At 68.4% G+C, this 10814-nt stretch carries 11 protein-coding genes, 1 tRNA gene and 1 pseudogene; 6 read left to right on the plus strand and 7 right to left on the minus strand.

The features are described from left to right. Nucleotides 1-140 precede the first annotated feature (140 nt). Nucleotides 141-1430 (plus strand): MFS transporter, encoded by a 1290-nt coding sequence (locus ACIQ3R_RS01910; protein WP_397414465.1) that lies wholly within the window; start codon nucleotides 141-143, stop codon nucleotides 1428-1430. A 4-nt stretch (nucleotides 1431-1434) separates the two neighbouring features. On the opposite strand, the gene ACIQ3R_RS01915 is transcribed toward ACIQ3R_RS01910, so the two are convergent. The 3 genes from ACIQ3R_RS01915 to ACIQ3R_RS01925 are packed head-to-tail and all read right to left on the minus strand — an operon-like array spanning nucleotide 1435 to nucleotide 5000. Further along, a complete protein-coding gene (locus ACIQ3R_RS01915) occupies nucleotides 1435-2685 on the minus strand; it encodes a lytic murein transglycosylase (protein ID WP_397414468.1) in 1251 nt (416 codons plus the stop codon). A gap of 39 nt (nucleotides 2686-2724) precedes the next feature. Then, nucleotides 2725-3258: a gluconate 2-dehydrogenase subunit 3 family protein gene (locus ACIQ3R_RS01920; RefSeq protein WP_397414471.1), complete on the minus strand. Its 534-nt coding sequence runs from the start codon at nucleotides 3256-3258 to the stop codon at nucleotides 2725-2727. A gap of 8 nt (nucleotides 3259-3266) precedes the next feature. After that, nucleotides 3267-5000 (minus strand): FAD-dependent oxidoreductase, encoded by a 1734-nt coding sequence (locus ACIQ3R_RS01925; RefSeq protein WP_397414473.1) that lies wholly within the window; start codon nucleotides 4998-5000, stop codon nucleotides 3267-3269. Nucleotides 5001-5079: 79 nt separating this feature from the next. Here ACIQ3R_RS01925 and ACIQ3R_RS01930 point away from each other — a divergent pair, with 79 nt between their 5' ends. Then, complete coding sequence (locus ACIQ3R_RS01930) at nucleotides 5080-5844, plus strand: DUF1080 domain-containing protein (protein ID WP_397414475.1); 765 nt, start codon at nucleotides 5080-5082, stop codon at nucleotides 5842-5844. Nucleotides 5845-5847: 3 nt separating this feature from the next. Here ACIQ3R_RS01930 and ACIQ3R_RS01935 read toward each other — a convergent pair whose 3' ends face one another. Together ACIQ3R_RS01935 and pyrF are read right to left on the minus strand one after the other, a co-directional pair. Then, nucleotides 5848-6183 carry a hypothetical protein gene (locus tag ACIQ3R_RS01935; RefSeq protein WP_397414477.1) on the minus strand — a complete coding sequence of 112 codons (336 nt, stop codon included), beginning with the start codon at nucleotides 6181-6183 and terminating at the stop codon, nucleotides 5848-5850. Between the two features lie 89 nt (nucleotides 6184-6272). Beyond that, complete coding sequence (gene pyrF / locus ACIQ3R_RS01940) at nucleotides 6273-6995, minus strand: orotidine-5'-phosphate decarboxylase (RefSeq protein WP_397414479.1); 723 nt, start codon at nucleotides 6993-6995, stop codon at nucleotides 6273-6275. A 61-nt stretch (nucleotides 6996-7056) separates the two neighbouring features. On the opposite strand from pyrF, the gene ACIQ3R_RS01945 reads away from it, so the two are divergent. Next, complete coding sequence (locus ACIQ3R_RS01945; protein ID WP_397414481.1) at nucleotides 7057-7743, plus strand: MarC family protein; 687 nt, start codon at nucleotides 7057-7059, stop codon at nucleotides 7741-7743. Nucleotides 7744-7745: 2 nt separating this feature from the next. Here the strand turns inward: ACIQ3R_RS01945 and ACIQ3R_RS01950 are convergent, their stop codons facing one another. Further along, nucleotides 7746-8546, minus strand: a complete 801-nt coding sequence (locus ACIQ3R_RS01950; RefSeq protein ID WP_397414484.1) for an SDR family NAD(P)-dependent oxidoreductase — start codon at nucleotides 8544-8546, stop codon at nucleotides 7746-7748. 97 nt (nucleotides 8547-8643) lie between these two features. On the opposite strand from ACIQ3R_RS01950, the gene ACIQ3R_RS01955 reads away from it, so the two are divergent. After that, nucleotides 8644-8730 (plus strand) — tRNA-Leu (locus tag ACIQ3R_RS01955). Nucleotides 8731-8775: 45 nt separating this feature from the next. On the opposite strand, the gene ACIQ3R_RS01960 is transcribed toward ACIQ3R_RS01955, so the two are convergent. Continuing rightward, nucleotides 8776-10047 (minus strand): cytochrome P450, encoded by a 1272-nt coding sequence (locus ACIQ3R_RS01960; RefSeq protein ID WP_397414486.1) that lies wholly within the window; start codon nucleotides 10045-10047, stop codon nucleotides 8776-8778. Nucleotides 10048-10162: 115 nt separating this feature from the next. On the opposite strand from ACIQ3R_RS01960, the gene ACIQ3R_RS01965 reads away from it, so the two are divergent. Continuing rightward, nucleotides 10163-10342 carry a rubredoxin gene (locus ACIQ3R_RS01965; RefSeq protein ID WP_397414488.1) on the plus strand — a complete coding sequence of 60 codons (180 nt, stop codon included), beginning with the start codon at nucleotides 10163-10165 and terminating at the stop codon, nucleotides 10340-10342. Nucleotides 10343-10445: 103 nt separating this feature from the next. Further along, nucleotides 10446-10814, plus strand: a pseudogene (locus ACIQ3R_RS01970) (ribonuclease D); the annotation flags it as partial.

The following is a 10814-nucleotide window of genomic DNA, read 5'->3' on the forward strand; positions in this document are numbered from 1 at the left end:
GCCGGGCGGCCGAGAGCGTCTCCCGTCCGGATGGAATCATCTGAACGGAGTGAAAAAGGCTCGAAATCAAAATGTTAGATCGTCTTTTCATCCGAAAACCGGTTCCCACTCTTCGGAAGACGCTCTAAAGCGGCGCCGTCATGTCCGCGCCCGCGTCCACGATTCCCCGCCGCTCATTCGCGATCATCTTCGCGGTGTCGGCGGCGACCGCCATGGGCAACACCGGGCTGATCTCGGTGCTGCCGGCCATCGGCCGCTCGATCGGGATTCCGGACGCCCTGGTCTCGGCGATCTTTTCGCTCTCGGCGCTGCTGTGGGCGTTTTCCTCGCCGGGCTGGGCGCGGGCTTCGGACCGGTACGGCCGCAAGCCGCTGATGCTGGTGGGACTGGCCGGATTCGCGGTCTCCATGGCGCTGTGCGGCGCGGTGGTCAGCGCCGGCCTCGCGCATTGGGCGCCGCCGATGGTGATCTTCGTGCTGTTTCTGCTGGCGCGGGCGATGTTCGGGCTTTTCGGCGCCGCCAGCAATCCGGCGACCCAGGCCTATCTGGCTGAGCGCACGCCGCCGGAGGGTCGCACCCAGGCGATGGCCAGTCTGGCCGGCGCCTTCGGCCTCGGCACGGTGGTGGGGCCATTCCTGGCGCCGCTGTTCGTCTATCCGGTGATCGGGCTGGCCGGGCCGCTTTACACCTTCTCGCTGATCGCCTTCGCCATGCTGATGGTGGTCTGGCGCTATCTGCCGGACCAGAAGCCCCTGGCGGAATCCCAGCGACCGCGCAGGCCGGTGATACCCGGCGCGCCCAAGGCGCAACCGATGTGGCGCGATCCGCGCGTACAGCCGTTCCTGATCTACGGATTCATCGTCGCCACCTGCCAGACGGCGCTGGGCCAGACGCTGGGTTTTCTGATCATCGACAAGCTGGCGATGAACCCGATGCAGGCCCAGTACTTCATCGCCATCGCCATGATGTTCGGCGCCGTGGCCGGATTGCTCGCCCAATGGGGCCTGATCCGGATGTTCGAGATGACGCCCAGACAGCTGCTGCGCTGGGGCGTCGCGGTGGCGGCGGTGGGCAGCCTGATCGTGGCCCTGTCACCGGGCTACTATGGCGCGGTGGCGGGCTATGCGATCGCCTCGCTCGGATTCGGCTTCGCCCGGCCCGGCTTTACGGCGGGATCGTCGATTGCGGTCGACATGGACGAGCAGGCGCGGGTGGCGGGGCTGATCGCGGCGGTGAACGGGATCAATGTGATCCTCGCGCCGGCTTTTGTGTTTCTCTACCAGCACTACGGCCCGCTGCCGTTCCTGATCAGCTCCAGCCTGTTGGGCGCGATGCTGGTGTATGCGTTCCGCAATCCGGCCCTGCGCAACGCCGATCCGCGGCCCGCGGAGCATGATGCGGCGGTGCTCGCCGGGCGCGACGATCTCTAGAGCCTCAGCTCGCGCCGGCCTCGGCGGCGAGCTTCTGCACCATCTCGGTCGAGAGATAGCCATCGGCGGTGAGGCCGCGCGCCTTCTGCCAGGCCCGGAGCGCCCGGCGCGTGCCCTGGCCCACCACCCCATCGGGCTGGCCGGCGTCGAAGCCCAGCGCGTTCAGCGCGCGCTGAGCGGTCATCCGATCGCGCAGAGACAGCGGCGCCTCGACCGGCCAGGCGGTGACTATCGGCGGCGCGCCGGCGAACCGATCGGCCAGGAGACCGACGCCCAGGGCGTAGGCCAGGCTGTTGTTGTACTGGCGCAGGGCAAAGTGATTGGGGAACAACAGGAACAGCGGACCTCCGGCGCCCGACGGGGCGACCAGCTGCGCCTTGGCGGCCGCGTCGGCGGCGGGCCAGGTGCGGCCGTCGGCGCGGCGCAATCCCCGTTCCGCCCACCAGGCGGGCGTCTCGCGCGGGCCCTCGGTGAGGCTGAAGTCGAACCCCGGGGGCGCGATCACCTCGCGCGCCCAGTCCTGGCCCGGCGTCCACCCGGCCTTGGCGAGCAGGTTGGCGGCGGACGCCAGAGCGTCGGCGCGGGAGCCCCATATGTCGCGGCGCCCATCGCCATCGTGATCGACGGCGGTCGTCAGGAAGGTGGAGGGGATGAACTGGGTCTGGCCCATGGCCCCGGCCCAGGAACCCCTGAGCCATGCGCGGGGATGTTCGCCGGTCTGGATGACCGTGAGCGCCGCGATCAGTTCTCCCTCGGCCCAGGCGCGGCGGCGGCCGTCGGCGGCAAGTGTCGCCAGCGCGCGTATCACATCGGTGTCGCCCTGCAGGGCGCCGAACCCGCTCTCCAACGCCCAGATGCCGATCAGGATGTCGCGCGATACGCCCCAGCGCGCCTCGATGGCGCCGAACTCGGCTACGTCGGCCCGGCGCCGCTGTCCGATCGCGGCGCGATCGGCGGTGACCACGCCCTTCAAGTAGTCGCCGACGGGCTTGGAGAACTCGGGCTGGCGCGAATCCAGCGCCGCGACCCTCGGCTCCGGCGTGAGCCCGGCAAACTCCCGGGCGAAGACGGCCGGCGAGATTCCGGCGGCGATGGCGCGCGGCTGGAAGTCACTGGCCCAGGCGTCGAACACCTGGTCGCCAGAGGCCGTCGGCGGCGCGACAGCGGCCGGCTGCGATACCGCCGACACCAGCGTCAGCGGCGCCGCCAGCGCCAGCGCGGTAAGAAAGAGAGGCGTGCGCTTACCCATGGCCATGACATAGGCCGCGTCGCGCCCCGGCCCAAGTCGCCGTGATCAGGTCGCCCAAGCGCGACCGATTTCGCGGAGCGGCACGCAGCCGCGGTAGGCGCCGGGCATGGGATCATAGCGCAGCGCCAGTGTGGCTCCGGGCTCGGAGGTGAAGTAGCCGGTCACCGTAAGATCCTTGAGGCTGAAGTAGCCGGCGGCGGCCTTCGGGTCCTGCTCCATGGCGGCCACAACCTCGCGCCTCTGACGCGCGTCGAGATCGGCGAAGGCCTTGCCATGGACCGCTCGGGCGTCGGCCTCGGCGCGGTCGAGGCCGTTGCGGATCGCGACGGCCTGGGCGGGGGGGCACCAGTCGGCCACCGCCTTGTCGATGAAACGCGCGACGCCGGCTTCCTTGGCGCCGGGCGTGCCGGTGGCGGGGATCAGGGTGTCGACGAAAGCCTCGAGCGTGCGCGCCTGGGCAGGCGTGAGGGCCTTGGGCGCCCAGGCCTGGCCGGTCTGGGCCAGGCTCCAGCCCGGGACGGTCAAGGCGCCGAGGGCGAAGCCCAGGGCGGCGCGACGGTTGAGGGTCGTTGAGGACATGGCGCGACTCACAGCTCGCCCCTCCGTCCGGCCTCGACGGCGTGGGCTGAGGCCCGGGCGGTCAGCGCCATATAGGTCAGCGAGGGGTTCTGGCAGGCCGACGAGGTCATGGCCGCACCATCGGTGATGTAGACGTTGCGACACTCATGCATCTGGTTGTGGGCGTTGAGCACAGAGGTCTTGGGATCGCGGCCCATGCGCGCGGTCCCCATCTCGTGGATGCCGAGACCCGGGCCCGGCGGGGTGTCGAAACCGCGCACGTTCCGGAAGCCGGCGCTCTCCAGCATCTCGACCGCCGCGGCCTGCATGTCCTTGCGCATGGCGGCTTCATTCTCGCGGAAGCGGACATTGAAGGTGACCGTGGGCAGGTCGTACCTGTCCTTGAGATCGGGGTTCAGGGTCATGCGATTGTCGGGGTGCGGCAGCATCTCGCCGAAGCCGCCGATACGCATGCCCCAAGGGCCGGGCTGGGTCAGCCCTTCCTTCCACTCGGCGCCGAACCCGGGCGTCATCGCGCCGCGCTGCCAGCCCATCCGGGCCGCGCCGCCCTGATAGCCATAACCGCGGATGAAATCGGTCCGCGCCGTCGCGGCGTCTCCGAGGTTTCGGAATCTGGGCACATAGATGCCGTTGGGGCGACGGCCGGAATAGTAGCGATCCTCGAAGCCCGGAACCTCGGCCTGGGCGCCGACGCCCAGATGATGGTCCATGATGTTGCGGCCAACCTGGTCGGAGCCGTTGCCGAAGCCGTTGGGGAACCGGCGGCTGGTCGAGTTGAGCAGGATCGCCGCCGTGCCGATGGCCGAGGCGCAGACGAAGATCACCTTGGCGTAGAATTCCTCTTCCGCGCCGGTGGCCGCGTCCTGGATGCGCACCCCGTCGGCGCGATCCTTGCGCGCGTCGTGCAGCAGGCTGGTGACGATGCTGTTCGGCCGAATCTTCATCCGGCCGGTGCGCTCTGCTGCGACCAGGGTCGAGGAATTGGAGCTGAAATAGGCGCCGAACGGGCAACCTCGGATGCACAGGTTCCGGTACTGACACTGGCCGCGTCCGAGCGCGATCTGTTCCTCGGTGGGCGCCGTCAGATTGGCGGTGCGGCCGATGGTGACCCTTCGCTCGGGGAAACGGCTCTCGATCCTGCTCTTGAAGTGCTCCTCGACGCAGTTGAACTCCATCGGCGGCTGGAAGACGCCGTCGGGAAGCTGCGGCAGGCCCTCGGCGCGGCCGCTGATGCCGGCGAACCGCTCGACATGATCGTACCAGGGCGCGAGGTCGGCATAGCGGATCGGCCAGTCGACGCCGACGCCGTCCCTGGCGTTGGCTGAGAAATCCATTTCCGAAAGGCGATAGCTCTGTCGCGCCCAGAGCAGGGAGCGGCCACCCACGTGATAGCCGCGTATCCAGTCGAAGCGTTCCGTCTCGGTGTAGGGGTTCTCGTCATCGCGGACGAAGAAGCGCCTGGTGTGCTCGGTGATCGTGTAGCCGGTGCGCTGCTGGACCTTGTAGCGCGCATCCATCTCGGCCTTGGGCAGTTGGCCGTTGGGATATTGCGTCTCCCAGGGGTTGGTGGCCGCGGTGGGATAGTCTTCCAGGTGTTTCACCATCGGACCGCGCTCGAGAACCAGAACGTTCAGGCCGCGCTCGGAGAGTTCCTTGGCCGCCCAGCCGCCGGAGATGCCGCTGCCGACGACAATGGCGTCATAGGTGTTTTCCTTGCGCCAGCGCGTGTTGAGATTGGCCATTCGCCCTTACCGTCTCCCCCGTTGACGCGGAGGGTTTCAGGGGATCGCATCGCGCGCAAGGGCGGGAAGGGGATTTGACATGCGACGGTTGGCGGCGGGCCTGGTTCTGGCGGCGACGTGCCTGGCCGGTCCTGCGGCGGCGCAAGGCTGGAAGCCGCTGTTCGACGGCCGCACGCTGAAGGGCTGGACCCCGAAGATCCTGGGCTATCCGGCGGGTGAAAACTTCGCGGACACGTTCCGGGTCGAGGACCGGGCCATCGTGGTCTCCTATGCGGGCTATGACCGGTTCGGGAACCGCTTCGGCCACCTGTTCCAGGAGATGCCGTGGGCGGCCTACCGGCTTCGGCTACGCTACAAGGTGCTTGAGACCGGCGCACTTCCGGATACGCCCGCCTGGGCGCGGAGCAACAGCGGGGTGATGTTCGCCGCCCCCGCGCCGCAGGCGATGGGCCTGGGCCAGCCGTTCCCGGTTTCGGTCGAGTTTCAGATCCTGGGCGCCGACGGGCCGGGCCCCCGGCCCACAGGGTCGGTCTGCACGCCCGGGACCCACGTGACCCTGGCCGACGGCCGGGCCAAGGCGCATTGCACGATCTCCACGGGGCCGACGATCCCCAACGGGCGCTGGGTGCGGCTGGAGCTGGAGGTGCGGCCGGACGGCGAGGTGATCCAGAAGATCGAGGGCAAAGAGGTGATGCGCTATCGCAAGGTGGAACTCGACCCGACCGACCCCCTGGCGCGGGACATGATCGACGGCGATCCGGCCTTTCCCGGACGCTGGATCGCCCTGCAGAGCGAGGGCCACCCGATCGCGTTCCGGGATATCGAGATCCAACCCCTCAGGTAGAGATCAGACCCGATTGGGCCCCAGGAGGATCGTCTTCGGGTCGGCGCCGCGAGCGGTGAGCACCAGAAGATAGACCGTCAGGAAGGCAGCGCCGCCCAGGAAGGCCAGAAGGCCGAGCCCAAAGCCGGCCGGCGAGAAGCGATGGCGCCATAGCACCCATGTCGCCGACAACATCAGCATGAACATGAAATCGAGGTTGAACTGTCCGGGCCAGCCCAGCTTGGCCATGTCGCCGAAGAACACCGCGAACAGATTCAGGCCGTGTCCCTGGATGACAATAGCGGTGTAGCCGAGCAGCACCAGGAACATGGCGGCGAGCATCAGGCGGAAGGCGGTCATGTCGGCGGGTTCCCCGTTCGGCTTGGGTCTGGGAGCGCAGAGTTGTCCGTAGGGCGCCGACGATCAATGACCTCGGAGGTAGGCGGGCCTCATCCTCCCGCCATTTCCGCCACGATCCGGCGGGCGGCGGCCTCGGGATCGTTGGCGGCGGTGATGGGGCGGCCGCAGACGATGTGGCTGGCGCCGGCCTTGAGCGCCTCAAGCGGCGTGGCGACGCGCGCCTGATCGTTCTTCGCCGCCCAGTCGGGCCGCACGCCCGGAGTCACCACCAGGAAGTCCTTTCCGCCGAGCGCGCGGGCCAGCGCCGCTTCCTGCGGGCTGGCGACCACGCCGTCGCAACCCGCGGCGATGGCCTGATGGATGCGGCGCTCGACCAGGGCGCGGGCGGTCTCGTGATAGCCGACTTCGGTGAGGTCTTCGTCGGACAGGCTGGTGAGAACGGTGACAGCCAGGACCTTGAGGCCGGAGCCGCCCCGGCCGCGGACCGCCGCCGCCATCACCTGGGGCTCGCCGTGAACGGTCAGCAGATCGCAACCGGATGCGGCCAGGACGGCGGCCGAACGCTGAACCGTCGCGCCGATGTCGTGCAGCTTCCAGTCGAGGAACACCTGCTTGCCGGCGGCCTTGAGCTCGCGGGCCAGGGTCATGCCCTCGCCGCCGGCGAACAGCTCCAGGCCCACCTTGTAGAAACTGACCACATCGCCCAGCGTCGAGACCAGGGCGCGGGCGTCGTCGACCGTGGGCGCATCGAGCGGCACAATCAGGCGCGGATCGTGGCGGACAGCTGTCTGCGCGAGCACGGCGGCGGCCATGGCGGGGCTCCGTTGAGGGCGGGTGTGGCCCCGCCGGGGAAATTCAGGCTAAGTCCGACGCATGAGCCAGGCCGAGTTCGCGGTCAACTTCTTCGTCGCCCTGTTTGCGTTGATCGACCCGGTCGGCAACGTGCCGCTGTTCGCCGCCGCGACGGCTGGGGTGGCGGCGGCCGTGCGCGCCCGCATCGCCATCTATCTGGCGCTGTTCGTGCTGGGGTTCCTGACCTTCTTCTGGTTCACGGGCCTGTCGCTGCTGGAGTTTTTCGGCATCTCGCTGCCGGCGTTCCGGATCGCCGGCGGGGTGATCCTGTTCCTGCTGGGGCTGGAGATGGCCCGCAACGACATGGCCGCGACCTTCGCCAACGCCGGCCAGGCGGGCTCGGAGGCTGAACCCGACAATGCGCGGCGCCGGTTTGAGCGGTTGATCGTGCCCTTCGCCATGCCGCTCCTGATCGGTCCCGGAGCGATCTCCTCAGTGGTGATCTACGCCAGCCAGGCGCGGGACTATGGCCTTAAGGGCACCGTCGTGGGCGTGGGCGTGATCGCGGCGGTGGCGCTCTCGACCCTGCTGGCGTTCCTGGCGACGCCGATCATCACCCGGCTGCTGGGACGAATCGGCCTGACCATCGTGGTCCGGGTTCTGGGCCTGATCCTCTGCGCGCTGGCGGTGCAGTTCATCCTTTCGGGCTTCGCCGACAGCACCCTGGGCTTCATCCGGCCCGGCGTGGCCAAGCCCTACGGGCCCTGAATTCAAAGCTTGCGGATGCGCGCGCCCTGCGACGCCATGAGCCTGAGCGCCGCGCCCTCCGGGATCAGGCGGGCGAAGCCGGCGATCATGCGGTTGTGCAGTCCGGGCGTATGAACCGGCCGATTGGCCTCCACGGCGGAGAGGCCGTCGGCGACCACCGCTTCGGCGCTCTGCCACATCCAGCGGCCGGTGCCGGACGTGACGAGGTCGCGGGTGCCGTTGGCGTCGTGAAACTCTGAATAGGTGAAACCCGGGCAGAGCGCCGTGACGTGGACGCCGCTGGCGGCGGCTTCCAGGTGCAGGCTCTGAGAGAAACGGATCAGGAAGGCCTTGGAGGCGGCGTAGAGCGTGTGGCCCGCGGCGCCCGGCAACAGGCCGGCCAGGGAGGCGACATTGACGATCCGGCCATAGCGCCTCGCCCGCATGCCCGGCAGAACACGGTGGGCCAGCTCGCAGGGGGCGGTCATCATCACCTGGATGAAGGCGGCCTGATCCGCCCAGCTCGTCTCCGCGAAGGTTCCGGGCAGGCCGTAGCCCGCATTGTTGATCAGGATATCAGGGGCCGGGCCGCGGTCGGCCAGGGCGGCCAGGATCGCGGCGGGGGCGGCGGGGTCGGCCAGGTCGGCGGCGATCACCCGGGTCGAGACGCCGTGCCGGGTCTCGATCTCGGTCGCCAGCGCGGTCAGCCGTTCGGTCCGGCGCGCGGTCAGGGCCACATCGCACCCCCTGGCGGCGAGCGCGCGGGCGAACGCCGCCCCGATCCCCGCCGAAGCGCCCGTCACCAGGGCCAAACGCCGCGCCATCGCTGTCTCCCGAATTCCGCCGAACGCTAACATGGAGAGGTCGTTGACCCCACCATGACCTTGCCATAAGAAGCCGCCTCCCGATCCGACGGACCGGGCCCAGGTGGCGGAATTGGTAGACGCGCTGGCTTCAGGTGCCAGTGGCTTAACGGCCGTGAAGGTTCGAGTCCTTTCCTGGGCACCACCGGTCGGGTGAAGCCTCAGCGGCGAACACGGGCGGCTTTTTCCGTCAGTGCATCCTGAAGCGGATCGGCACCGACTTCGGACCACAGACGAAACTGGCCTGCATTCGACGGGGCTCGCCGTCGAGCTCGACGGATTCCAGTCGCGGCAGCAGTTCTTCCCACAGCACCCTCATCTCCATCCGACCCAGGTGCTGGCCGAGGCATACATGGGCGCCGTAGCCGAACGCGATGTGGCGGTTGGGGCTCCGCGTGACGTCGAAGGCGAAGGGGTCATCGAACACCGCTTCGTCGCGGTTGCCTGACGGGTAGGAGAGGAACAACCAGTCGCCCTTGGCGATCTTGCGACCTGCGAGCTCGGTGTCCTCGGTCGCGGTTCGCATGAAGTGCTTTACGGGCGTCTCCCAGCGGATCGATTCCTCGACCAGGCCGCGAATCAACGCGGGATCATTCTTGACCTTGCGAAACTGAGCCGGGTTTTCGGCCATCGCCCAGATCGCCCCGGCCGTCGTACTGGATGTGGTGTCGTGGCCGGCGGTGGCGGCGATGATGTAATAGCTCATGGCCTCGAGATGCCCGAGCGGTTGGCCTTCGATCCGTCCGTTGGCGATCAGACTGGCGAGGTCCTGCCTGGGATTCCGGCGTCGGTCCTCGGTCATGGCGTTGAAGTACATCATGAAGTCAGCGACGGTCCCCTGGAGGCTCTGAAGCGCCGCGTCGGTGTCGGCGACGGTCGCCTGGGTTCGGTTGAGCTCGGGATCGGCGCTGCCGAACAGCTCCTGGGTCAGCTTGAGCATGCGCGGCTCGTCGGCCTCCGGCACGCCCAGCACCTCCATCACGACATGCAGGGGATAGAGAAACGCCACGTCCCTGGCGAAGTCGCAGCGCCCGCCGTGCGCCGCCATCCGATCGATGAAGCCGCGTGCGATCTCCCGGATCCGGTCCTCCAGCGCCCGCAGGTTCTGCGGCGCGAAGTAGCCCTGGGTGAGGCGCCGATAGTTGGCGTGGTCCGGATTGTCCATCTGCACAAGCGAGCGCACCAGATGCGGCGAGCCACCCATCATCTGGCGGACCTTTCGGTCGGCCTCGATGGTGGTCAGGACGGTCGACCGGTCGCCGTTGTGGAAGAGCTCGTTCTTGAGCTCGACCTCGCGGATGTCGGCCTGCCGGGTGACGACCCAGAACGGATCGAAGCCTTCGGGCTGGGCGATGTCGAGCGGCGACTCGGCGCGCAGACGGGCGAAGGCTTCGTCGATCGGTCGACCCGCAGCATAGGCTTTGGGGTCAATGATGGTGGCGGCGATATCGGCGGAGATCATGGCGGCTCCCTCTTCAGGCCGGCGAAGCGGTTCGGCGGACCGGGCCACGGCATTGGCCCGCGCGAAATGATCAGGATCAAGGCGGCGGGGCGCGGGCCTGTCGGAGGCTTGAGACATGACGCCGCAGCCCTACAAAGCATGGCAGTGCCGCACCTGCGGATATCTCTATGAGGAAGAGGCGGGAGACCCGGCCGAGGGCCTCGCCCCGGGGACGCGGTGGGCCGATGTTCCGCCCGACTGGGTTTGCCCGCTCTGCGGGACGCCGAAAGCCGACTTCGACATGATCGAGCTCTGAGCCGGCGGCGCGCCCCTATCCGGTCGCGGCAGGATCATCTAAACACCCGACCAAACTGCGGCGCCGTTCAGGCGCGCGATCTTGTTTGGAGCTCCCGCCCCACGTGACCACCTACGTGCATGAAGGCGATCTGCCGCAGGGCGCTCTCGCCGGGGCGTCGGCGGTGGCTGTGGATTCCGAGACCCTTGGTCTGCGTCTCGGGCGGGATCCGCTCTGCGTGGTGCAGCTCTCGGCTGGCGACGGCGACGCCCACGTGGTGCGGCTCAACCGGCCGACCTATGACGCACCCAATCTCAAGGCCCTGCTGACCGATCCGGCCGTGACCAAGATCTTCCACTTTGGCCGTTTCGACATCGCCATGTTCTGGTTGCACCTGAAGGTGGTGACCGGTCCCGTCTATTGCACCAAGATCGCCTCCAAGCTGGCGCGCACCTATACGGACCGGCATGGCCTGAAGGACGTGTCCAAGGAA

It is taken from the genome of Phenylobacterium sp., from assembly GCF_044371015.1.
In the GTDB taxonomy this organism is placed as follows: domain Bacteria; phylum Pseudomonadota; class Alphaproteobacteria; order Caulobacterales; family Caulobacteraceae; genus Phenylobacterium.